The sequence below is a fragment of the Rhodococcus rhodochrous genome (genome assembly GCF_900187265.1).
Taxonomy (GTDB): domain Bacteria; phylum Actinomycetota; class Actinomycetes; order Mycobacteriales; family Mycobacteriaceae; genus Rhodococcus; species Rhodococcus rhodochrous.
In genome coordinates this window covers 691,112-712,549 of record NZ_LT906450.1, presented here as the reverse complement: position 1 = coordinate 712,549, position 21,438 = coordinate 691,112, and the positions used below count along the sequence as shown (strand labels likewise).

The 21,438-nt window shown below is 67.6% G+C and carries 21 protein-coding genes; 13 read left to right on the top strand and 8 right to left on the bottom strand.

Features of this window, described 5'->3' with window-relative positions; all coding sequences use genetic code 11:
* Positions 1-10: 10 nt before the first annotated feature.
* Genes CKW34_RS03320 through CKW34_RS03310 form a run of 3 tightly spaced genes read right to left on the bottom strand, consistent with a single transcriptional unit; the run spans position 11 to position 4,265 of the window.
* The gene (locus CKW34_RS03320; protein WP_059382483.1) at positions 11-1,288 is read right to left on the bottom strand and encodes an oxygenase MpaB family protein; all 1,278 of its coding nucleotides are present in this window, start codon (positions 1,286-1,288) and stop codon (positions 11-13) included.
* The gene (locus CKW34_RS03315; RefSeq protein WP_059382484.1) at positions 1,285-2,460 is read right to left on the bottom strand and encodes an alpha/beta hydrolase; all 1,176 of its coding nucleotides are present in this window, start codon (positions 2,458-2,460) and stop codon (positions 1,285-1,287) included. Before CKW34_RS03315 ends, CKW34_RS03320 begins: the two co-directional genes overlap by 4 nt.
* The gene (locus tag CKW34_RS03310) at positions 2,457-4,265 is read right to left on the bottom strand and encodes a multicopper oxidase family protein (protein WP_059382485.1); all 1,809 of its coding nucleotides are present in this window, start codon (positions 4,263-4,265) and stop codon (positions 2,457-2,459) included. Before CKW34_RS03310 ends, CKW34_RS03315 begins: the two co-directional genes overlap by 4 nt.
* A gap of 110 nt (positions 4,266-4,375) precedes the next feature.
* Between CKW34_RS03310 and CKW34_RS03305 the strand changes: the two genes are divergently transcribed.
* Both CKW34_RS03305 and CKW34_RS03300 read left to right on the top strand, forming a co-directional pair.
* Positions 4,376-5,197, top strand: coding sequence for an esterase/lipase family protein (locus CKW34_RS03305; protein WP_231921788.1), 822 nt, complete (start codon positions 4,376-4,378; stop codon positions 5,195-5,197).
* A 38-nt stretch (positions 5,198-5,235) separates the two neighbouring features.
* The gene (locus tag CKW34_RS03300) at positions 5,236-5,817 is read left to right on the top strand and encodes a TetR/AcrR family transcriptional regulator (protein WP_037190326.1); all 582 of its coding nucleotides are present in this window, start codon (positions 5,236-5,238) and stop codon (positions 5,815-5,817) included.
* 141 nt (positions 5,818-5,958) lie between these two features.
* Here the strand turns inward: CKW34_RS03300 and CKW34_RS03295 are convergent, their stop codons facing one another.
* Positions 5,959-7,071: an NAD(P)H-dependent flavin oxidoreductase gene (locus tag CKW34_RS03295; RefSeq protein ID WP_059382487.1), complete on the bottom strand. Its 1,113-nt coding sequence runs from the start codon at positions 7,069-7,071 to the stop codon at positions 5,959-5,961.
* Positions 7,072-7,079: 8 nt separating this feature from the next.
* Positions 7,080-8,747: an acyl-CoA synthetase gene (locus CKW34_RS03290; RefSeq protein ID WP_059382488.1), complete on the bottom strand. Its 1,668-nt coding sequence runs from the start codon at positions 8,745-8,747 to the stop codon at positions 7,080-7,082.
* Between the two features lie 45 nt (positions 8,748-8,792).
* Here CKW34_RS03290 and CKW34_RS03285 point away from each other — a divergent pair, with 45 nt between their 5' ends.
* On the top strand, positions 8,793-9,692 hold the full coding sequence (locus CKW34_RS03285; RefSeq protein ID WP_231921787.1) for a crotonase/enoyl-CoA hydratase family protein: 900 nt from the start codon (positions 8,793-8,795) through the stop codon (positions 9,690-9,692).
* Between the two features lie 129 nt (positions 9,693-9,821).
* A complete protein-coding gene (locus tag CKW34_RS03280) occupies positions 9,822-11,351 on the top strand; it encodes an AMP-binding protein (RefSeq protein ID WP_059382490.1) in 1,530 nt (509 codons plus the stop codon).
* A 76-nt stretch (positions 11,352-11,427) separates the two neighbouring features.
* Here CKW34_RS03280 and CKW34_RS03275 read toward each other — a convergent pair whose 3' ends face one another.
* On the bottom strand, positions 11,428-12,465 hold the full coding sequence (locus CKW34_RS03275) for an LLM class F420-dependent oxidoreductase (RefSeq protein ID WP_059382491.1): 1,038 nt from the start codon (positions 12,463-12,465) through the stop codon (positions 11,428-11,430).
* Between the two features lie 90 nt (positions 12,466-12,555).
* Here CKW34_RS03275 and CKW34_RS03270 point away from each other — a divergent pair, with 90 nt between their 5' ends.
* The 8 genes from CKW34_RS03270 to CKW34_RS03235 all read left to right on the top strand — a co-directional run bounded on the left by CKW34_RS03270 (position 12,556) and on the right by CKW34_RS03235 (position 19,024).
* Complete coding sequence (locus CKW34_RS03270; protein WP_059382492.1) at positions 12,556-13,527, top strand: Zn-ribbon domain-containing OB-fold protein; 972 nt, start codon at positions 12,556-12,558, stop codon at positions 13,525-13,527.
* A 14-nt stretch (positions 13,528-13,541) separates the two neighbouring features.
* Entirely contained in the window at positions 13,542-14,603 is a 1,062-nt protein-coding gene (locus tag CKW34_RS03265) for a thiolase domain-containing protein (protein ID WP_059382493.1), read from the top strand.
* Complete coding sequence (locus CKW34_RS03260; protein WP_059382494.1) at positions 14,603-15,778, top strand: thiolase domain-containing protein; 1,176 nt, start codon at positions 14,603-14,605, stop codon at positions 15,776-15,778. The genes CKW34_RS03265 and CKW34_RS03260 overlap by 1 nt, the downstream gene beginning before the upstream one ends.
* Before the next feature lie 9 nt (positions 15,779-15,787).
* Positions 15,788-16,669 carry a TIGR03619 family F420-dependent LLM class oxidoreductase gene (locus tag CKW34_RS03255; protein WP_033096877.1) on the top strand — a complete coding sequence of 294 codons (882 nt, stop codon included), beginning with the start codon at positions 15,788-15,790 and terminating at the stop codon, positions 16,667-16,669.
* The gene (locus CKW34_RS03250; protein WP_059382495.1) at positions 16,666-17,079 is read left to right on the top strand and encodes a nuclear transport factor 2 family protein; all 414 of its coding nucleotides are present in this window, start codon (positions 16,666-16,668) and stop codon (positions 17,077-17,079) included. The genes CKW34_RS03255 and CKW34_RS03250 overlap by 4 nt, the downstream gene beginning before the upstream one ends.
* Positions 17,080-17,089: 10 nt before the next feature.
* Entirely contained in the window at positions 17,090-17,662 is a 573-nt protein-coding gene (locus CKW34_RS03245) for a nucleotidyltransferase family protein (RefSeq protein WP_059382496.1), read from the top strand.
* A gap of 79 nt (positions 17,663-17,741) precedes the next feature.
* Positions 17,742-18,344 (top strand): TetR/AcrR family transcriptional regulator, encoded by a 603-nt coding sequence (locus CKW34_RS03240; protein WP_059382497.1) that lies wholly within the window; start codon positions 17,742-17,744, stop codon positions 18,342-18,344.
* A complete protein-coding gene (locus CKW34_RS03235) occupies positions 18,341-19,024 on the top strand; it encodes a YqeB family protein (RefSeq protein ID WP_064059858.1) in 684 nt (227 codons plus the stop codon). The genes CKW34_RS03240 and CKW34_RS03235 overlap by 4 nt, the downstream gene beginning before the upstream one ends.
* A gap of 9 nt (positions 19,025-19,033) precedes the next feature.
* On the opposite strand, the gene CKW34_RS03230 is transcribed toward CKW34_RS03235, so the two are convergent.
* Complete coding sequence (locus tag CKW34_RS03230) at positions 19,034-19,387, bottom strand: hypothetical protein (RefSeq protein ID WP_059382499.1); 354 nt, start codon at positions 19,385-19,387, stop codon at positions 19,034-19,036.
* Positions 19,388-19,453: 66 nt separating this feature from the next.
* Here CKW34_RS03230 and CKW34_RS03225 point away from each other — a divergent pair, with 66 nt between their 5' ends.
* Entirely contained in the window at positions 19,454-20,008 is a 555-nt protein-coding gene (locus tag CKW34_RS03225; protein ID WP_059382500.1) for a helix-turn-helix domain-containing protein, read from the top strand.
* A 64-nt stretch (positions 20,009-20,072) separates the two neighbouring features.
* Here CKW34_RS03225 and CKW34_RS03220 read toward each other — a convergent pair whose 3' ends face one another.
* Positions 20,073-21,326, bottom strand: coding sequence for a cytochrome P450 (locus CKW34_RS03220; protein ID WP_059382501.1), 1,254 nt, complete (start codon positions 21,324-21,326; stop codon positions 20,073-20,075).
* Positions 21,327-21,438 lie beyond the last annotated feature (112 nt).

The following is a 21,438-nucleotide window of genomic DNA, read 5'->3' as shown; positions in this document are numbered from 1 at the left end:
GGCGGGCCGGTTATCTCCGGAGCGCTCCGCTGGCGTCGAATTGCGCTTCGCGGCCTTCCATCTGGGCGCGGTACCAGTTCTCGCGGTGGGCGCACATGATCTTCTCGTGCACGCCGGCCGCGCCGGGGACGAACCGCCGGGCCAGTTCCATCGCGGTGATGAGCGGGAAGCGGACGATCGGGATGATCATCCACGGAAGCACTTTCGGCATCGAGTACTTGCGTCGCGTGCCCGGTCCCATGAACATCGCCGAGTACACCGAGTTGATGCGGAAGTTGTAGTGCTCCCGCAGTCTCTTCAGACCGCGGTGCCCGTCGCGGGGCGCGAACGCCTGCGGGTAGGACTCGATGAGTTCCTTGCCGTGCTCACCCGAGTCGTACGAACGGGAGATCACGGTGGTCATGAGCGCGCGGATGCTGTCGGCGATGGTCTCGGGGTACCACTGCATGCGCACCCCGAGCAGGTAGCCCATGTACTTCTGGAAGTGGATGAGCGCGCGGATCTCTCGTGGGGTGGTGTGGTAGCCGAGGGTCCACAGGGCCAGGCCCGGGGTGAGGCTGCCCGCGATGAGGGTGAGCAGCATGTAGGTCTGGCTGATCGGCAGTCCCCACTTGGCGATGTCCCATTCGGGGTGCTTCGCGACACGGGAGCGCACCGACACGTGCATCACGCGGACCTTCAGCGCGGTGGCCCGCCCCTTCGAACCCGGGGTGAGCAGGGCACCGGGTTCGGATACGTCGATCCAGAACCGGCAGGTCTCGAGGAAACGTCGTAGGGCGTTGTCGCCGGCATAGCCTCCGGCGAGCGACAGCGGTGTCGCGACGGCCGCCTCGGTGTAGATCTCGAGGGTCTCGGCGCCCGCGAAGCTGAACAACATCGTGCCCCAGCGACGCCAGATCGCGGCGCCCTGTTCGACGAGTTCGGGCTGCACCCAGTCGGGCACGGTCTCGAATTCCTCGAACAGTGCCTTCATCGCGTCGGGCACGTCGTCGAGCGAGTCGATGCCGTCGACGAGGGCCTTGTCGAGCATCTCGCGGGTCTTCTTCGGCCCGAGTTCACCGTGGTAGACCTCGTCGACGAAGCGCTCGGCCGTGGGGTCGCCGCTGAACAGGTCGTTGCACAGGGCCCGGGCCTGCTCGTCGGTGGGCAGGAAGTCGAATCCGGTGAGCCGGCGGACGAGGTTGCGGGTGCGCTTCACACCGGGCTTCTCCAGCGCCTGCCAGTAGGGGAAGGCGCTCGGGCATCGGTCCTGTGCGGTGGTTCCGGGACTTGCGAGAGTTCGGGTCATGCCGATACCTCCTCGAGTACCGTTCGGCGGATCCACGCGACGAGCCGTCCGACGACGTCGGAGAGACCGTCCGGTTGATCCACGAGATAGTGGTTGAGGTTGCGCATCTCGATCAGTTCGTTGTGGGTACCGGCGAGCGCCTCGTACATCAACCGCGAGTCCTCGGCGAAGGCCGCCTGGTCGCCGAGCAGGCTCATCACCATCGTCGGGGTGGTGACGTTGCGGAGATCGGTGAGGGCGTCGGCGTGGGTGTGGTCGACGCTCCACGTGCTGAGCCAGCTACGCACCGTGACGAAGCGGGCCAGACCACCGGCGGCGGTGTTGGCCGCCTTCGGATCTCCGTACATGGAGCCGAGTTCGCGGTCGCTCGGGTCGAGGTTCAGGTCGACGAAGCGCGGGTCCGCGACGGTACGGTGCACCACGAAACCGCGATCGGAGGCACCCGTGCGTTCGAGGTCGGCGAGCTGCTCGAGCGCCCAGGCGTCGATGCGGCGCATCCGCGCGAGCTGCGCGTCGCGGTAGCGCTGCACCCATTCGAGATCGAGCGGTGCGGTGCGCCCGGGGGCGTAGAGGTCGAGTTCGGGATCGGTGGCGTAGGGATCGGATTCGTCGGTGACCGCGCCGTCGATCCAGTGCCGGAGAACGCGTGCCCGGCCGGGGTGTGCGCCGACGAGCATCAGGGCGTCGGCCGGTCGCAGGTTCGCCTCGGCGAACGGTGCGGGGTCGCCCGCGGGTGTGGTCGTCACGGTCGGGTTCTGTGCCTGCGACTGGTAGAACGACGCGAGCGATCCACCACCGCTGAACCCGAGCAGCACGACCTTCTCGAAGCCGAGCTCGTCGGCCATCCACCGCACTCCGGTACCGAGGTCGAAGGCGGCCCGCTCCATGATGAGTGCCGGTTCGTTGGACGAGTAGCGGGTGTTGAGTCCCATTGCGGGGATACCGGCTTCGGCGAAGGCGCGAAGCAGGAAGTGGCTCAGGAAGTTCGAGGCCGGGTGGCACATGACCACACCGACGTCCTTCGAGTACCCGGGTTGTGCGACGAGGTTGCCGTGCAGCGTCGGGTAGTGGCGGCTGAGCCCGGAGTGCATCTCGACGCGACCGTCGTTCGCCGGTTCGTACGGGATGCGCTGGAAGTGGTCTCGGGTCGTGGTGGAACTGGTGGAAGTCATGTCACCGTCCGGTATTTGAGCATCATGTCGTGGTCTTCGTGGTCGAGGATGTGGCAGTGCCACACATATCCCTGCAGGTCGCCGCCGGCGGTGCCGGCAGTGTCGCCGTGGCCGGCGTGGTCACCGTGTCCGGTGTGCCCGGCGCGGTGCGGATCGAAGGTGTGCACCTCGCGCGAGAACGTCGCGTCGGGGTCGAAGCCGAGTTCGTCGGCCGTCGGGAAGTACGCGACGATGCGCGTCACCGAGTTCGGGTCGCAGATGACCGTGTCCTTGTAGCCGGTCTCCCACGGCTCCGGTCCCCGCATCGGTTCGACGACGTACGGGTCGGGATCGGGCGTCCACTTGAGCCCGATGGGCGGCTGCGGCTGCCGTGCACACATCGCGAGGGTGTTGATCGCCTGCCGTCCCAGCACGCGGAAGTGCACCAGGTGCAGGTGGATCGGGTGCGGATCGGGCGTCGCATTGACGATGTTCCACTGCTCGACGGTGCCCTGACGCGGCATCTCGATGTCGGTGCTGTGGTACATCAGGTTGTTCAGCGACATGATCGACGGCGGGATCCGCACCTCCGAGGGCTGGCTCAACGACACGTTCCGCACGTTCTGCGGCGCCGGGATCGGCCCGACCGCGGGCGGAAGGCCGGGACCACCGCGCAGGCGGTCCGGGACCGGTCCGGTGAAGCCTCGCGAGCGATCTGCCCGGAACCGCATGAACAGCGGCATGAGCACGGCACCGATCTGCGCGGCCTGCGGCGCGGCGGGTTCGGAGTTGCGTAGTTCGACGGTGGCGTCCGCATCGAGCTGCGCGAAGTCGACGAGCAGGTCCACGCGTTCGCCGGGCGACAGTCGCACGCGGGTCGTGGGGACGGGGGCGTCGAGCAGGCCGCCTTCCATGCCGATCACCCAGAACGGCATGCCGTTGGAGAAGTGCAGGTCCCAGATGCTGAACGACGCCGCGTTGAGCAGCCGGAGCCGGTAGAGACCCCGCGCGACCCGCGCCTCGGGCCAGATCTTTCCGTTCACGACGCCGACATCGCCGACCGCGCCGCCCTCCCAGCGCCCCTGCGGGACGATCGGGGTGGATCGGATGCTCTGCGAGCCGTCACCGTTGACGATCTTCTCCTGCAGCACCAGATCGAGTTCGAACTCCCCGGCGGGCAGGCCCAGCGGGTTGCCGGGCAGACCGGTGTCGTAGTCGTCGCGGAGCAGGTACATGCCGGCCAGTCCCGCGTAGGCGTTCAGGCGGGTGACGGCCATGGCGTGGTCGTGGTACCACAGCGTCGTCGCGCCCTGGCGGTTCGGGAAGCGGTACGTGAATCCCTGTCCGGGCCGGGAGATCTGCTCGGGGTTGCCGTCGAATTCCGGAGGCGTGACCCCACCGTGCAGGTGCATCGAGGTGGGGACGTCGGTGCGGTCGCGTTCGCTCAGACCGTGCAGCGAGGTGTCGAAGTCGACGGCGAAAGGGTGCGCGTCGATGCGGTTGCGGTACTCGATCGCCGTCTCCTGCCCGCGGTGCGCCACGAGAGTCGGTCCGCCGTAGGTGTTGTCGCCGTAGGCGAGGGCGGGACCGGGCGGAAGGTCGCGGTGGAAGCTGTGCATCGTGCTGACGGCGTCGATCCGGTAGGACGACGAGTCCAGACGCGGCAGGAGGGAAAGGTCGTCGACGAAGGGGTCGAGTCGCGGGGAGTGGAACAACAGGGGGCGGGAGATGTCCGGCCCGTCCGCGAACGCTCGGCCGCCGAGAAGCACCGCACCGGTTCCTGCGGCGAGCCCGGCGAGAAGGGTTCTACGGGTGAGTCTCTGCATGACGCGGCTTTCTGTGTTCCGGATCGGGAGTCGATGCGGACAGTCATCGTGACCGCCGCCACAGTACCATACGGTATGGTTTGGTCAATAGTGCGCACGGAGGAGTACAGATGACTCGATTCCCCTGGTCGGCGATGGTTTCGACGGTCGCTGTTCTCACCCTCGGCGCGGTGGCTCCGGCGCCCGCAGCGGCCGATCCGAGCCCTGCGCCGTGCTCGGGCGCAGACGCTGCGGTAGTGCTCGTCCACGACCTCGCGAGCACGCCGGACGTGTGGTCCGATCTGCGCGCGGACCTCACCGCGGCAGGCTTCTGCACCGTCCCGGTGACCTGGGGCGAACCGGCGGGCACCGACGTCCCGCTCCCCCTCGCCGGCCTGCGCGGGGCCGAGGCGGGCGCACGCGACCTGGCCTACGCTCTGGACGGGCTGTGCGAACAGCGATCGCGGTGCACGGTCGACGTCGTGGCGCACGGCGCGGGGTCCCTCGTCACCCAGCGCTACCTGCAGGATCACGGCAACGACCGGGTCCGGTCGCTGACCACCCTCGGCCCGATGTGGCACGGCACGGAGATCGCCGGACTGGCCGCCGCCGAGCAGATCAGCCGCGACCTCGGCACCTACAATGCGGTCCTCGCCCTCGAGAAGCCGCTCGTCGACCCCCTGTGCGCCGGATGCCGCGAGATCATCGCCGGATCGGATCTCCTCCGCGACCTGCATGCGCGCGGCGTGCCCACGGCCGGGATCGACTACACCGACATCGTCTCCCGCTGCGACGGACTCGTCGTCCCACCTGGGATCGGGGCACTATCCGCCTCGGCGGTGGTCACGCTGCCCGGGACGGATTCGTCTCCATGCGTTCACCATTGGGCACTTCCGCACGACGGCCCGGCACGCGACGCCGTCCTCACGGCACTGTCCGGTTCGGGCATGTAGTCTCGATTTCGGATCCGATCGAGACGAGGTGACCATCCGTGGCAGAGCAACCGGCGAGGAGTGGTCGCCGGTCGGGCAGACGACCACGGTTGTCCCTCGACGACTGGACCGAGGCGGGTCTGCGCCTGCTCGTCTCCGAAGGACGCAGCGCCGTGAAGATCTCGCGCCTGTGCGACGACCTCGGAGTCACCAAAGGTAGCTTCTACTGGCACTTCTCCGACATCGACGACCTGATGAAGGCCATCGCCACCCGCTACACCTCGCAGGACAACGACGCCGCCCGCGGTCTGACGAGCCTCGAGGAACTGCCGGTCGACGAACGGCTCGCCCACATGGGTGCGATGCTCGTCGACGAACGCGCCTGGGAGGCCGAGGTCGCGGTGCGCGAATGGGCGCGCAGCGACCCGCAGGTCGCCGAGTCGGTCCGCGCACTCGACCAGCGCATCCTGGCCGTCGTCCGAAACTGTTTCCTCGAACTGGGTTTCGACGAGGAAGAGGCGGAGCTGCGTGCAGGCACCCTCGTCTACGCGGGAATCGGCTTCCTGTACGGCCGCGACAGTCTGCCCTCCCCCACGGCCACACAGATCCAGGAACTGTTGAAGATCCTGGTCCGCCGCTGATCCCTGTCCGCCGCTGATCCCTGTCCGGCGCCGATCCCTGTCCGGCGCCGATCCCTGTCCGGCGCCGATCCCGAAACGGGACGATGCCCGGGGCGGATCGCTCCGCCCCGGGCATCTGCCACCCCACCACCGTGGTCCTGTCTAGCGCGCCTCGTTCAGCCGCTCGACCGCCTCGTCGTAGCCCCGGACGAGTTCGGCCATGATCTCCGCGACGGGACGGATCTCGTTCATCCGCCCCACCACCTGCCCGACCGGCATCGCGACGGCCTCGGGGTCGTCGGCCGCCGACATGCGCTGGTGCGCCTCGCTCACGAGGATGTTCTGCAGCGGCATCGGCAGCGGTTCGGGCGCATCGGGTTTCGACCACGCCTCGGTCCACTTGGTCTTGAGCAGACGCGCGGGCTTGCCCGAGTAGATCCGCGACCGCACGGTGTCGGACGAGCTCGCTCCGAGCAGCGCACGCTGGATCGACGACGGGCCGTGCGCGGCCGCCCCGAGCTTGTACTCCGAGGTGGTGAGCCAGTACGAACCCATCCACACACCGGAGGCACCGAGGGCCAGTGCCGCCGCGACCTGCCGTCCCGATCCCACACCGCCGGCGGCGAGCACGGCCGCCGAATCGCCGAGTGCATCGACGATTTCGGGCCACAGCACCATCGACGCGATCTCACCGGTGTGCCCGCCGGCCTCGTAGCCCTGCGCGATCACGATGTCGACACCGTTCTCGACATGACGCTTAGCGTGCTCGACCGCGCCCGCGAGTGCCGCCACCGGCACTCCCTTCTCGTGCGCGAGGTCGATGACGTCCTTCGGCGGCGATCCCAGTGCGTTGGCGATCAGGGCGGGCCGGTGGGCGAGAGCGACGTCGACGTGCGAGCGCGCGACCGAATGCAGCCAGCCCAGAACACCGCTCGCCTCGCCGACGTCGTCGGACAGCAGCGGCACACCGAGTTCGTCGAGCGTGCGGTCGACGAAGGCACGGTGCTCGGCGGGAATCAGTTTGTCGAGGTCCACCGCTGTGCCCTCGGTGGGCACCTTGGCGGGCATCACGATGTCGACGCCGTACGGCTTGCCGTCGGTGTTCTCGTCCATCCAGGTCAGGACGGCGTCGAGTTCCTCCGGGTCGTTGAACCGCACGCACCCGAGGACACCGAGTCCGCCTGCGCGGCTGATCGCCGCCGCGACGTGTTCGGAGGGCGTGAATCCGAAGATCGGATACTCGATACCGAACTTCTTGCTGAGACCGGTCTGCATGTGTCCTTCTATCCCGTCGCCGCGGCGCCGTTGCCGTCGCCGTTGTTGTAGACCTCGTCGGCCGGACGCAGCTCGGTCTGGTCCTTGGCCCACCGGTAATCGGGCTTGCCGGCAGGCGACCGCTTGATCTCGTCGACGAACCACACCGCGCGCGGCACCTTGTACCCCGCGATCTTCGACCGTGCCGTCGTCATGAGTTCCTCGAGCGTCGCCTGCTCGCCCTCACGCAGCGCGACGACGGCGGAGACCCGCTCACCGAAGCGCTCGTCCGGCACACCGACCACCAGGGCGTCGAAGACGGCCGGGTGCTGCTTGAGTGCGCCCTCGACCTCTTCGGGGTAGACCTTCTCGCCACCGCTGTTGATCGAGACCGAACCGCGGCCGAGCATCGTGACGGTGCCGTCGGCCTCGACGCGGGCGTAGTCGCCGGGGATCGAGTAGCGGATCCCGTTGTACTCGCGGAAGGTCGCTTTGGTCTTGGCCTCGTCCTTGTAGTAGCCGAGCGGGATGTTGCCGGTGCGCGCGACCATGCCGACCTTGCCGGAGCCCGGTTCGATCGGGTTGCCGTCGTCGTCGAGGACGGTGGTCGATTCGTCGATCTTCACCGTGGGTCCGCCACCGAGGGTCTTGCCCTTCTCGGCGATACCGATGCCGCCGAAGCCGGTCTCGGACGAGCCGATGGAGTCGGTGATGACCTTGCCGGGCAGCAGGTCGAGGAAACGGTCCTTGATGGACGGGGAGAACAGAGCAGCACTCGACGCCATGGCGAACAGCGTCGAGAGGTCGTAGGGCTCACCGGTCTTCGGGTTGCCCTCCTCGAGCGCGTCGAGCATGGGGCGGGCCATCGCGTCGCCGGTGATGAAGATGACGTTGACCTTGTGGTCGTCGATGATGCGCCACACCTCGTGGCCCGAGAACTCGGGATGCATGATGACCTTGCCGCCGCTGAACAGCGACTGGAACAGCGCCCACTGCGCGCCACCGTGGATCATCGGCGGGATGGGATAGCGCACGAGACCGGGGTTCTCGGCGCCCTCCTTCGCCAGCTGCCATTCGTCCTTGACCCACTCGCCGGTCATGAAGTTGATGCCGCCGCCGAGGACGCGCCAGACGTCCTCGTGACGCCACATCACGCCCTTGGGGTGGCCGGTGGTGCCGCCGGTGTAGAGGATGTAGACGTCGTCGGCGCTGCGGTCTTCGAAGTCGCGTTCGGGCGAGCTCTGCGCCAGTGCCGCTTCGTATTCGATGCCGCCGTAGGCCGAGAAGTCGACGTCGGTGCCGTCCTCGACCACCACGACGGTCTTCACCAGCGGTGTGCTCGGGAGGACGTTCGCCACCTTGTCGGAGTACCGGCGCTCGTGGATGAGGGCCACCATGTCGGAGTTATCGAAGATGTACTGCAACTCGTTCTCGACATAGCGGTAGTTGACGTTGATCATGATGGCGCGGATCTTGAAGACCGCGATCATCGCCTCTACGGCCTCGATGGTGTTCCGGGAGTAGATGCCGACCTTGTCGCCCGGCTCCACTCCTTGTTCGCGCAGGTAATGAGCAAGTCGGTTGGCTCGTTCCTCCAGCTGTGCGTAGGTGACCTCACGTCCGTCCGAGGCCAGCGCGACGCGCTCGGGAACGAGGTCGATTGCGTGTTCGACGAGGTCTGCGATGTTTAGGGCCACGCTGACAAAAGTAGAACGTGTTACCGTTTCTGACAAGACCCGAATATGATCCAGTTCACAACACCGCGAGGAGTCCTGCCAGTGTCCGCTACCGAAGCCCCCGGCGCAGCCGATTCGGACATCTCGTCCCGCGAACCGCACTGCCTCGTCGAGCAACGCGGCCACGTCCTGATCGTCACGCTCAATCGCCCCGAAGCACGAAATGCGCTGTCCGGCGAGATGATGGCGATCATGAGCGAGGCGTGGGACCGCGTCGACAACGATCCCGAGATCCGCGTCGCGATCCTCACCGGCGCCGGTGGCGCGTTCTGCGCGGGTGCCGATCTCAAGGCCATGAATGCAGCGCCTCCCGGAGACAAGTTCGAGCAGGGCGAGCGGAGCGACCGGAATGGCAACGGCGGTGGGTGGGACCTGTCACGCCTGCCGGCGTTGCTCAAAGGTCGCCGCCTGACGAAGCCGCTGATCGCGGCCGTCGAGGGCGCCGCGATCGCCGGCGGCACCGAGATCCTGCAGGGCACCGACATCCGCGTCGCCGGGGAGAGCGCGAAATTCGGCGTCTCCGAGGCGAAGTGGGGACTGTTCCCGCTCGGCGGATCCGCCGTGCGCCTCGTCCGCCAGATCCCGTACACGATCGCCGCCGACATCCTGCTCACCGGCCGCCACATCAAGGCCGCCGAAGCCAAGGAGATCGGGCTCATCGGTTACGTCGTCCCCGACGGCACCGCGCTCGACAAGGCGCTCGAGATCGCCGAGACGATCGCGAACAACGGCCCGCTCGCCGTGCAGGCCATCCTCCGGACCATCCGCGACTCGGAGGGTCTGCACGAGGAGGAGGCCTTCCGGATCGACGCCGAGCTCGGCGCCGCCGTCTTCAAGAGCGCAGATGCCAAGGAGGGTCCGCGGGCGTTCGCCGAGAAGCGTGCCCCGAAGTTCACCGGTTCCTGACCTGCGCTGCTGTGGACCGCGCTCCCATCCGTGAGAGCGCGGTCACAGTCATGTTCTTAGCTCTGCTACATTGCCCGCTGTGACCCACAACACAGGGTCACAGCGTTCGCCGAGGTAATGAGGAGCCCCATGTATCCAGGAGTCCACGCCCGCACCGCCCCGGACAAGCTCGCCGTCGTCCTGGCCGACAGCGGCCGGAGCCTGACCTACCGCGAACTCGACGACCGGTCGGCAGCGCTCGCCCGAGTGCTGCACGACGCCGGGCTCCGCTCCGGCGATGTCGTCGCCCTCCTCACCGAGAACCTGCCGGAGGCCTTCGAGGTGTTCTGGGCCGCAATGCGGTCCGGGTTGTACATCACGGCGGTCAACAGTCATCTCACCGCCGGCGAGGTGGCGTACATCGTCGAGGACAGCGGCGCGAAGGCATTGATCGTCTCGGCGACGCTGGGTGAGCTCTCCGAACAGGTCGGCGAGAAGGTCACGATCGGTTCCGCGCGACTCGCGTTCGGCGGCGCCGTGCGTGGTTTCGAGTCGTACGAGGATGCCCTCGCCGCGGCCGGCCCGCGACTCGAGGAGGAACCGTGCGGCGCCATCATGCTGTATTCGTCCGGAACCACGGGCTTCCCCAAGGGCATCCAGCCGGATCTCCCGGACCGTCGCGTCGACGAACCCGGTGAGCCGCTGGTGACGGTGGCGCAGTTCCTCTTCGGCCTCACCGACTCCGACGTCTACTACTCCCCCGCCCCGATCTATCACGCAGCGCCACTGCGCTGGGGTGGGGCGATCCATGCGCTCGGCGGCACGGTGGTCCTCGCCGAGAAGTTCGACGCCGAGACCGCGCTCCGGCACATCGAGGAGCACAAGATCACCGCCGGGCAGATGGTGCCGACGATGTTCGTCCGCATGCTCAAACTCGACGAGGAGATCCGTGCCCGTCACGACCTGTCGAGTCTGCGCGTGCTCGTCCACGCCGCCGCGCCGTGCCCGCCGGAGGTCAAGCGCGCGATGATCGACTGGCTCGGACCGGTGATCTACGAGTACTACAGCTCCACCGAGGCCAACGGGATCACGTTCATCAACAGCCAGGAATGGCTCGAACATCCGGGCTCGGTGGGCAAGAGCGTGCTCGGGCCCGCGCACATCTGCGACGAGGAAGGGCGGGAACTCCCGGCCGGCGAGGTGGGGACGATCTATCTCGAATACGAGAAGGTTCCGTTCTCGTACCACAACGATCCCGAGAAGACCGCAGCGTCGCAGCATCCCGAGCATCCCACCTGGACCACCGTCGGCGACCTCGGTTATCTCGACGAGGACGGTTATCTGTATCTGACCGACCGCAAGTCGTTCACGATCATCTCCGGCGGGGTGAACATCTATCCGCAGGAGATCGAGAACGTGCTCGCCCTGCACCCGGCCGTCGAGGACGTCGCCGTGATCGGCGTACCCCATCCGGAGATGGGCGAGGAGGTCAAGGCCGTCGTGCAGGTGTCGTCCGGTGCCACCGCATCACCCGATCTCGCCGACGACCTCATCGCGTACGTCCGCGAGCGGGTCGCCCACTTCAAGGTGCCGCGGTCGGTGGACTTCGTCGACGAACTGCCCCGCACACCCACGGGCAAGCTGGTGAAGGGCAAACTGAAGGCCGCCTACGCCTCCTGACGCCACACGCGGCGGGCGGAAGCCTTCCTTACGGAACGGTTTCCGCCCGCCGCGGCGTTCAGCCCAGCGCCACGGTCTAGCGCAACACCACGTCGGCGATCGTGCGGACCTGGTCGACGTCGCGGCAACCGACCAGCAGCATGGTCACGCCGGCCTCCTCCCACCGCTTCACGCCTTCGCGTACCTCGTCGGCGTTGCCGACGATCATCGTCTCGGTGATCATCTCGTCCGGGATGGCGGCGGCCGCCTCGTCCTTGCGACCGGCGCGGAACAACGCGGTCACCTCCTCGACCACGGCGTCGTACCCCATCCGCCGGTAGACCTGCGCGTGGAAGTTCAACTCCGGCGCGCCCATTCCCCCGACGTACAGCGCCGTCACCGGTTTCATCGCCGCGATGGTCGCCGCGCGGTCGTCGGTGACGACCACCTGGCAGGTCGCGGCGATCTCGAAGTCCTCGCGGGTACGCCGCGCGCCCGACCGGGCGAACCCCTCGTCGAGCCACTCGTCGTACATCGACGCCAGTCGCGGGGTGTAGTAGATCGCGAGCCAGCCGTCGGCGATCTCGGCGGTGAGCGCGACGTTCTTCGGGCCCTCGGCACCGATCCAGATCGGGATGTCCGACCGCAGCGGATGCGTGATGGGCTTGAGCGGTTTGCCGAGCCCGGTGGATCCAGCGCCCGCATAGGGCAGGGGGAAGTGCGGTCCGTCGCTGGTCACCGGCTCTTCGCGCGCGAGCACCTTGCGGATCACGTCGACGTACTCGCGGGTGCGCGCGAGGGGCTTCGCGAACGGTTGCCCGTACCAGCCCTCCACCACCTGCGGCCCCGAGACGCCGAGGCCGAGAATGTGCCGGCCACCCGAGAGGTGATCGAGCGTGAGCGCGTGCATCGCGCAACTCGTCGGTGTGCGCGCGGAGATCTGCACGACGGACGTGCCGAGCCGCACCCGTTCGGTGGACGAACCCCACCACGCGAGCGGAGTGAACGCGTCGGACCCCCACGATTCGGCGGCGAAGACGGCGTCGAATCCTTCGGCCTCGGCCGCAGCAACGAGTTCCGGTGCGTTCGGGGGCGGCTGGGCACCCCAGTAACCGAGTTGCAGTCCCAGTTTCATTGGACGCCTTTCCTGTCGGACGAATCGCGGCGAGGTGCAGTTCGCGCGCCGCTCTTGCCAGCAACACTAGAACCTGTTCTACTCGAAATTGTGAGCCTGGGAAAGAGCGCGGTTGCCGAGCCACCGCTGAGCGCACCGCTGAATCTGAAGTTCGACTACACACGATCCACCGGGCCGACCGTCGGAGCCTTCGTCACCGGACTGCGCGACGGCCGCATTCTCGGCGCGCGCGGATCCGACGGACGGGTCCTCGTCCCGCCCCCCGAATTCGACGCGGTCACCCATGAACCGCTCACCGATTTCGTCGAGGTCGGGCAGACCGGCACCGTGGTGAGCTGGACGTGGAACGCCGAGCCGTTGCCCGGACAGCCGTTCGACCGGCCGTTCGCGTGGGCGCTGATCCGTCTCGACGGTGCCGACACGACGCTGCTGCACGCGGTCGACGTCGCGTCCCCGGACGAGATCGGGACAGGCCTGCGTGTGCGCGTGCGCTGGGCCGCAGAGCGCACCGGCAAGATCCACGACATCGAGGCCTTCGAACCCGGCGAGGCGACCCTCACCGTGCAAGCGGCCGACGGCGAACCGGTCACCATGATCACCACCCCCGTCGACCTGCACTACCGGCACTCGGCCTCGCCCGAGGAGTCCTGGTACCTGCGCGGTCTCAAGGAGGGGAAGATCATCGGTGGTCGCACCGGCCCCGGCGGGAAGGTCTACGTGCCGCCGCGCGGCGCGAGCCCGACCGACGGTGTGCCCACCAAGGAACCGGTGGAGGTGCCCGACAAGGGCATCGTCACCACCTTCTGCATCGTCAACGTCCCGTTCATGGGCCAGCAGATCAAGCCGCCCTACGTCGCGGCCTACGTGCTGCTCGACGGCGCCGACATCCCGTTCCTGCACCTGATCCTCGAGTGCGACGCCTCCGAGGTGCGCATGGGCATGCGGGTCGAGGCCAAGTGGCGTCCGCGCGAGGAGTGGGACCACACGCTGCGCAACATCGAGTACTTCCGGCCCACCGGTGAACCCGACGCCGACTACGACACCTTCAAACACCACCTCTAGGAGCAGCGGACACCATGACAGACATCGCAGTCGTCGGCTTCGCGCATGCTCCGCACGTGCGCGAGACGTTCGGCACCACCAACGGCGTCGAGATGCTCGTCCCGTGCTTCCAGGAGCTGTACGACAAGCTCGGCATCACCAAGTCCGACATCGGATTCTGGTGCTCGGGTTCCTCCGATTACCTTGCCGGACGCGCGTTCTCGTTCATCTCGGCGATCGACGCGATCGGCGCGGTCCCGCCCATCAACGAGTCGCACGTCGAGATGGACGCGGCCTGGGCGCTCTACGAAGCGTGGGTCAAGCTCATCACCGGTGAGGTCGACACCGCCCTCGTCTACGGCTTCGGCAAGTCCTCGGCCGGCACCCTGCGGCGCACCCTCTCCCTGCAGCTCGATCCGTACCTCGTGGCACCGCTCGGCGTCGACTCCGTCTCGCTCGCCGGTCTGCAGGCCCGCATGGGTCTCGACTCCGGCAAGTGGACCAACCGCGAGATGGCCGAGGTCGCGGTGCGCAGTCGCGCGGCCGCGAAGAACAACCCGAAGGCCCAGCTCTCGGGCGATCTCGACATCGAGGACCTGCTCTCGCAGCCGTACATCGCCGACCCGCTGCGCAAGCACGACTGCGCTCCGGTCACCGACGGTGCCGCTGCGATCGTCCTCGCGAGCGGCGACCGGGCCCGTGAGCTGTGCGAGAACCCTGCGTGGATCACCGGGATCGAACACCGCACCGACTCACCGAACTTCGGTTCGCTCGACCTCACGGTGTCGGCCTCCGCACGGGCCGCCGCGCAGGCGGTCACCGGTGGCGACACCGCCTTCGACGTCGCCGAACTGCACGCGCCGTTCACGCATCAGGAGCTCATCCTCCGCGAGGCGATCGGTCTGGACGATTCGACGACGATCAATCCGTCCGGCGGACCGCTGACGGGCAACCCGATGTTCTCCGGCGGTCTCGAGCGCATCGGTTACGCAGCGCAGGCGATCATGGACGGCACGGCCGGACGTGCACTCGCGCACGCGACGAGCGGTGCTGTGCTGCAACAGAATCTGGTAGCCGTTCTGGAGGGACGCAACTGATGGCGAAGCAACCCGCAGCTGTCCTCGGAACCGGGCAGACCCATTACGTCGCCAAGCGGCACGACGTGTCGATGTCCGGCCTCGTCCGCGAGGCGATCGACCGCGCCATGGCGGACGCCCAGGTGGGCTGGGACGACATCGACGCCGTCGTGATCGGCAAGGCCCCCGACCTGTTCGAAGGCGTCATGATGCCCGAACTGTCGATGGTCGACGCCATCGGCGCCACGGGCAAGCCGATGCTGCGCGTGCACACCGCCGGGTCCGTCGGGGGCTCGACGGCGAACGTCGCGGCAAGTCTCGTCCAGTCAGGTGTGCACCGCCGGGTGCTCGCCGTGGCCTGGGAGAAGCAGTCCGAGTCGAACGCGATGTGGGCGCTGTCCACGCCGGTCCCGTTCACGATGCCGGTCGGCGCCGGCGCGGGCGGTTACTTCGCGCCGCACGTCCGTTCGTACATCCGCCGCTCCGGCGCCCCCGAGCACATCGGGGCGATGGTCGCGGTCAAGGACCGTCTCAACGGCGCGAAGAATCCCTACGCGCATCTGAAGCAGCCCGACATCACGCTCGAGAAGGTGCAGGCCTCGCAGATGCTGTGGGATCCCATCCGGTACGACGAGACGTGCCCGTCGTCCGACGGTGCGTGCGCGGTCGTGCTCGGCGACGAGGACACCGCGAGGGCCGCCGAACAGGCGGGCCGCCGGGTGGCCTGGATCCATGCCACCGCGATGCGCACCGAACCGACCACCTATGCCGGTCGCGACCAGGTCAATCCGGAAGCCGGCCGGGTCGCCGCCGCGGCGCTGTGGAAGCAGGCCGGTATCACCGATCCGCTCACCGAGATCGACTGCGCCGAGATCTACGTGCCGTTCTCGTGGTTCGAGCCGATGTGGCTCGAGAATCTCGGCTTCACCCCCGAGGGTTCGGGCTGGAAGCTCACCGAGGCCGGCGAGACGGCCATCGGCGGCCAGCTGCCGATCAACATGTCCGGTGGCGTGCTGTGCTCCAACCCGATCGGCGCGTCGGGCATGATCCGCTTCGCCGAGGCCGCGATCCAGGTGATGGGCAAGGCGGGAGACCATCAGGTGGACGGTGCCCGCAAGGCGCTCGGACACGCCTACGGTGGTGGCTCGCAGTACTTCTCCATGTGGGTCGTGGGCTCCGACCGGCCGACGAACTAGGAGGCGGGCATGGTCTCGTTCACCGTCGGGGTCGCGATGACCCCGCTCGACCAGCTCACCGGCATCGCGCAGACCGCCGAGGAGTGCGGATACACCTCGATCGCCCTGCCCGACTCCCTGTTCTACATGGAGAAGCAGACGGTCGACTATCCGTACACTCCCGACGGTTCGCGGATGTGGACGCCCGACACCCCGTGGGTCGATCCGCTCATCGCCGCGGCGTCCATGGCGGCCGCCACGTCGACGATCCGGTTCTACACGCAGGTACTCAAGCTCGGCTCGCGCAATCCGGTGCTGCTGGCACGGCAGGTCGGTTCGGTCGCCAATCTCACCGGCAACCGGTTCGGTCTCGGCGTCGGGATCGGATGGGCGCCGGAAGAATTCGAGTGGTGCGGTGTTCCCTACGCCAAGCGCGGCAAGCGCGTGGACGAGATGATCGACGTACTCAAGCTGATCCTCGGCGGCGGTATGGTCGAGCATCACGGCGAGTTCTACGATTTCGACCGGCTCCAGATGAGCCCCGCACCCAGCGAGCCGGTGCCGTTCTACGTCGGTGGGCACACCGATGTGGCACTGCGTCGCGCGGCCCGGATCGGAGACGGGTGGACGTCGGCGATGATCGGGTTCGACGATCTCGTCGAGGTCATCACGCGCCTGCGCGAGTTGCGTGCCGAGTACGGCCGCGGCGACGAGCCGTTCGAGATCCAGGCCGTGTGCGTCGACCGGTTCGGCAGCTCCGGTTATGCCGAACTCGCCGACGCCGGGGTCACCGACATCATCGTGGTGCCGTGGATCTTCGACGGGCACGGATTCGACTCGCCGCTCGAGGCGAAGCAGGAATCGCTGCGGAAGTTCGCCGACAAGTACATCCACGGAAAGGACGCGGCATGAGCGAGGAACATCCGGCGCGCGTGGCGGCCCGTGCGTCGCAGGCGGCGGCGAGCGGGAAGCGCAAGAACGAGTGGCTCGCACTGTTCGCCGAGGATGCGTGCGTCGAGGATCCCGTCGGCCCGTCCGGTTTCGATCCCGAGGGCAAGGGACACCACGGCCACGAGGCGATCGCGAAGTTCTACGACATGACCATCGCGAACACCGACAAGCTCGAGTTCCTCGTCGACGACGTGCTGGTGTGCGGCAGTGAGTGCGTCAACATCGGCACGATCCGCACCACGATGGCGGGCAATCTCATCGACGCGGAGGGCGTGTTCGTCTACCGGGTCGACGACGACGGGAAGATCGTGTCGCTGCGTGCGTTCTGGGAAGTGGATCGCGCGATGAAGACCGTACGGCCCGTCTCGTAGCATCGGCGGTATGTCGACCGCCGGAATCGTTCTCGCAGCAGGGGACGGCTCGCGGTTGGGTGGGCGCGCGAAGGCGTTGCTCCCCCACCGTGGCCGTCCCCTGCTGCATACCGTCGTCGATGCGTTGCTCGGTGGTGGCTGCGACGAGGTCGTGGTGGTGGTCGGTGCGTTCGGCGACGAGGTCGCCACCGCTTGCCCGGCCGGTGCCACGGCGGTGCACAACCCCGACTGGTCCGACGGCATGTCGACCTCCCTGCGCCGCGGGGTCGACGCCGCGCGCACCCACGACCGGGTCGCACTCACCGTCGTCGACTTTCCCGGCATCACGGCCGATCTGGTGCGCCACGTCCTGGACGAGCACCGACCGGGCACGGTCACGCTCCCCGTCTTCGAGGAGCGTCCCGGCCACCCGGTGGTGTTCGACCTCGCCGACGCTCTCACGGCCGCCGACGAGGCCACCGGCGACGAAGGTGCGCGGTCGTTCCTCGCCCGCAACCGCGATCGGGTACGCCGGGTGGACTGCAGCGATCTCGCCGAGGCCGGCGACGTGGATACGCCCGAGGATCTGCGGCGCCTGCGCTGAGGCCGGCTCGCGACACCGAGCCCGCCCGACCTTCCCGGATTAATTGACTGACTACTCGATCAATTAATACACTGGGGCCATGGCACGCACCGTCGACCCCGAACTCCGAGCCCGCCGCCGCACCGCGATCATCGACTCCGCTGCAGCCCTCTTCGCCGAGCACGGCTTCGATGCCACACCGGTGACGGCGATCGCGAAGGCTGCAGGAGTCAGTTCCGGCACGGTCTTCCACCACTTCGGAGACAAGCGCGGAGTGTTCCGCGCGATCTTCGAGCAGGGCCTACCCGAGACCCGGGCCCTCGTGGAGCGTCATCGCGACGCCGACGACCCCCTGGAAGCCCTTCTCGACATGGTCGCCGAACTCGTCGGGCAGGCCACCGATCCCGCAGCCGGAGGACTCGTGGTCGAGGTGATCCGCCAGGTCGGTCACGACCCCGTCCTCGCCGAGATCCTCGACGAGGACGACGGCATCGTGATCGAGGGGCTCACCCATCTCCTGCGCAGAGCGGGCGACCGGATCGACCCGTCCCTCGATCCGGGCGCCGCCGCCACCTGGATCAGCGCGATCAAGGATTCGGCGTTCCTGTACGCGGACAATCCCGCGGCCGTCGATCCGGTCGGGACGATCCGGACGATCGTGCAGCGCTATCTCACCGGACACACGAAAGGACCACGATCATGAGGATGCACGACGATGCCACTCGCGTAACCGTCTCCCCCGTCGTTCCGGGGGCGCTGGGGATCCTGTGCGCTCTCGCCGGTCTCGGACTCGGCTTCGTCGCGCCGGCCGTGTCGACGTGGGCGGTCGACACCCTTCCGACGGTTCCCGGCCCGCTCGAACTCCTGGCCGGACTCACCACGGCGTGGACGATCCCGCTCCTCACCGTCGTCGGCATCGGCGCAGGACTCTTCCTCGCCTCGACAGCGATCCACGAGTCCCTGGCACTGACCGTGGATTCCGAAGGAGTGCTGCTGACCCAGGACGAGCGCGATCTGTACGTGCCGCGCGCGAAGATCGGGTCGGTGTTCCGCGAAGGCCGCGATCTGGTCCTGCTCGACTCCGCGGAGCGAGAACTCGCGCGGCGCAAGGCCGACGACCTGAACGACCGTGCCGTCGCCGACGCATTCACGGCGCACGGTTATCCGTGGAGCGAGAAGAACACCCACGAAGAATCGTTCACCCGGTGGATCGAGGGACACCCCGGCCTGGACGAGCAGACCCACGCCCTGCTGCGAGAGCGGCGGGAAGCGTTGTCCGGCAAGGACACACATCTTGCCACCGCACTGCACGAACAACTACAGGAACTCGGCGTCGTCGTACGCGACCGGGGGCGTCACCAGGAGTACCGGCGCCTGGCGTAGATCCACCTCTCAGCAGTGGGCCGCAGTGCGCAGCTTCTGCGCCCACTGCTCTGCGTCGTCGGCACCCAACACGAGCGCGGTGCGCTTGTGCCCTTCCAGTTCGATGCGCAGCGCCGGCTGCCCGCGCCGGACCGAGACGAGGTCGTTGCGGCCGGGCCCGCGCCACGAGCCGATGCTGCGCACGCCCGGCAGACCGAGCCCCGGAGCACGGATGCCCCGCACCGCGGCGAGTCCGTCCTGATGCACTTCCACCTTCCGGATCGACGCGAGGGGCACGTCGACGTTGCCGAGGAGTCCCGCGATCTTCTCGAAGGTGGTGAGCCGCACTCGCAGGGTTCTGTTGTCGATACGCATTGTCGTCATGACAGCGATTATTCTCATTGTTGAGATCAATGTCAACTGTGAGAAGGTTGGGACGGAAGGGGGAGCATGACCACCGCAGAACTGCTGCTGCATCCGGTCCGGCTACGCATCGTCCAGGCACTGCTCGGCGATCGCACCGCGACCACCGCTCAGCTGCGCACACTGCTCGACGACGTCTCCACCGCGACGCTCTACCGCCAGATCTCGACCCTCGTCGACGCCGGGGTACTCGAGGTCGTCTCCGAACGTCGCGTGCGCGGCACCGTCGAGCGCACGTTCCGGCTCGTCACCGAACGCGCCCAGGTCACCGGCGCCCAGGCCGAGGAGATGAGCGCCGACGACCACCGGCGCGCCTTCCTCGTCTTCGCCGCGCAGTTGCTCGACGACTTCGACGCGTATCTCGACGACCCGAACCGGCGAGGCATGGCCGACGACGTCGTGGGCTATCGGCAGGTCGCGCTCGAGCTCACCGACGCGGAGGCCCTGGATCTCGTGGGTGAGATGGCACAGTTGTTCGCGCGCTATGCCGAACTCGGCCCGGGCCCCGGCAGGCGACGGCGGCTGATCAGCCGCGTCATCATGCCGGCCCGCGATCCGGGAGACCCCTCACCCGAGGAGTGATCGGCACAGAAACAACGAGATCCCCGGACGCCTGACGGCGTCCGGGGATCTGCGCTGTGGTCGCTCAGTGCTGGACCGGGCATCCTCCCGAGGTCTTGTAGTCGACCTGGAATTCCTTGATGCCGTTGAGCCAGCCCGACCGCAGACGGTGCGGGTCGCCGATCTTGGTGATGTCGGGAATGTGGTCGGCGATCGCGTTGAAGATCAGGTCGATCTCCATGCGGGCGAGGTTCGCACCGAGGCAGTAGTGCGCCCCGGTGCCACCGAAGGCGAGGTGCGGGTTGGGATCCCGGAGAATGTCGAACTCGCGGGGATTCTCGAACACCTCTTCGTCGTTGTTGGCCGAGGCGTACAGCATGACCACGCGCTCGCCCTTGCGGATCGTCTGTCCGCCGAGCTCGGTGTCCTCGAGCGCCGTGCGCTGGAACGAGGTGACCGGGGTGGCCCAGCGGATGATCTCGTCGGCGGCGGTCTTCGGCCGGTCGCGCTTGAAGATCTCCCACTGCTCGGGGTTGTCGAGGAAGGCCGCCATGCCGTGGGTGATGGCGTTGCGGGTGGTCTCGTTGCCAGCCACCGCGAGGACGATGAAGAAGAAGCCGAACTCCTCGGGAGCCAGCTCGTCGCCGTCGATGTCGGCCTCGATGAGGGTGGTGACGATGTCGTCGGCCGGGTTCTCCTTGCGGGCGGCGGCCATCTGGTAGGCGTAGCCCAGCACCTCCATGGAGGCGGCCGCCGGATCGGCGGTGTTGTCCGGGTCGTCGTAGCCCGTCATCTGGTTGGACCACTCGAAGATCTTCGCGCGGTCCTCCTGCGGGACGCCGATGAGATCGGCGATCGCCTGCAGCGGCAGTTCCGCGGCGATCTGCGTGACGAAGTCACCCCGACCGGCCTGGCAGGCCTCCTGGACGATCATCTTGGAGCGACGGTCGAGCTCGTCGCGCAGGCCGTTGATCGCACGGGGCGTGAAGCCTCGGGCGACGAGTTTGCGCAGCTTGGTGTGCTCGGGGGCGTCCTTGTTGAGCAGGACGTGGCGCTGCAGTTCGATGGCCTCGCGCGGAATGTCGTCGTTGAACCGCGGAATCGCAGTGTTCTCCCAGTTGGAGAACACGTCGCTCCGGCGGGAGACCTCACGGACCTCCTCGTGCCGGGAGACAACCCAGAAACCCTCGTCGTGGAAACCACCGACGTCGGGAGACTTCTTGTTCCACCACACCGGTGCCGTCTTGCGCAGTTCCGCGAACTCTTCGAACGGCATACGGTCTGCGTACAGATCGGGATCGGTGAAGTCGATGTCTTCGGGGATGTTCGGCTGCGCCACTGATATCTCTCCTGCCCTGGCGAGTACCGCTCGCGTGATTTGTAACACGTTCTAGAACCATTCAAACACAGGTGCGCCGTGCGACCAAGAGATCCGCACGTCCCGTGTGATA

Coding starts and splice junctions, on each gene's coding strand:
- CKW34_RS03235 (WP_064059858.1), top strand. CDS start 18,341: ATGAGGATGCACGACGATGCCACTCGCGTAACCGTCTCCCCCGTCGTT.
- CKW34_RS03320 (WP_059382483.1), bottom strand. CDS start 1,288: ATGACCCGAACTCTCGCAAGTCCCGGAACCACCGCACAGGACCGATGC.
- CKW34_RS03265 (WP_059382493.1), top strand. CDS start 13,542: ATGACAGACATCGCAGTCGTCGGCTTCGCGCATGCTCCGCACGTGCGC.
- CKW34_RS03245 (WP_059382496.1), top strand. CDS start 17,090: ATGTCGACCGCCGGAATCGTTCTCGCAGCAGGGGACGGCTCGCGGTTG.
- CKW34_RS03305 (WP_231921788.1), top strand. CDS start 4,376: ATGACTCGATTCCCCTGGTCGGCGATGGTTTCGACGGTCGCTGTTCTC.
- CKW34_RS03240 (WP_059382497.1), top strand. CDS start 17,742: ATGGCACGCACCGTCGACCCCGAACTCCGAGCCCGCCGCCGCACCGCG.
- CKW34_RS03275 (WP_059382491.1), bottom strand. CDS start 12,465: ATGAAACTGGGACTGCAACTCGGTTACTGGGGTGCCCAGCCGCCCCCG.
- CKW34_RS03225 (WP_059382500.1), top strand. CDS start 19,454: ATGACCACCGCAGAACTGCTGCTGCATCCGGTCCGGCTACGCATCGTC.
- CKW34_RS03295 (WP_059382487.1), bottom strand. CDS start 7,071: ATGCAGACCGGTCTCAGCAAGAAGTTCGGTATCGAGTATCCGATCTTC.
- CKW34_RS03255 (WP_033096877.1), top strand. CDS start 15,788: ATGGTCTCGTTCACCGTCGGGGTCGCGATGACCCCGCTCGACCAGCTC.
- CKW34_RS03250 (WP_059382495.1), top strand. CDS start 16,666: ATGAGCGAGGAACATCCGGCGCGCGTGGCGGCCCGTGCGTCGCAGGCG.
- CKW34_RS03310 (WP_059382485.1), bottom strand. CDS start 4,265: ATGCAGAGACTCACCCGTAGAACCCTTCTCGCCGGGCTCGCCGCAGGA.
- CKW34_RS03285 (WP_231921787.1), top strand. CDS start 8,793: ATGATCCAGTTCACAACACCGCGAGGAGTCCTGCCAGTGTCCGCTACC.
- CKW34_RS03315 (WP_059382484.1), bottom strand. CDS start 2,460: ATGACTTCCACCAGTTCCACCACGACCCGAGACCACTTCCAGCGCATC.
- CKW34_RS03230 (WP_059382499.1), bottom strand. CDS start 19,387: ATGACGACAATGCGTATCGACAACAGAACCCTGCGAGTGCGGCTCACC.
- CKW34_RS03280 (WP_059382490.1), top strand. CDS start 9,822: ATGTATCCAGGAGTCCACGCCCGCACCGCCCCGGACAAGCTCGCCGTC.
- CKW34_RS03260 (WP_059382494.1), top strand. CDS start 14,603: ATGGCGAAGCAACCCGCAGCTGTCCTCGGAACCGGGCAGACCCATTAC.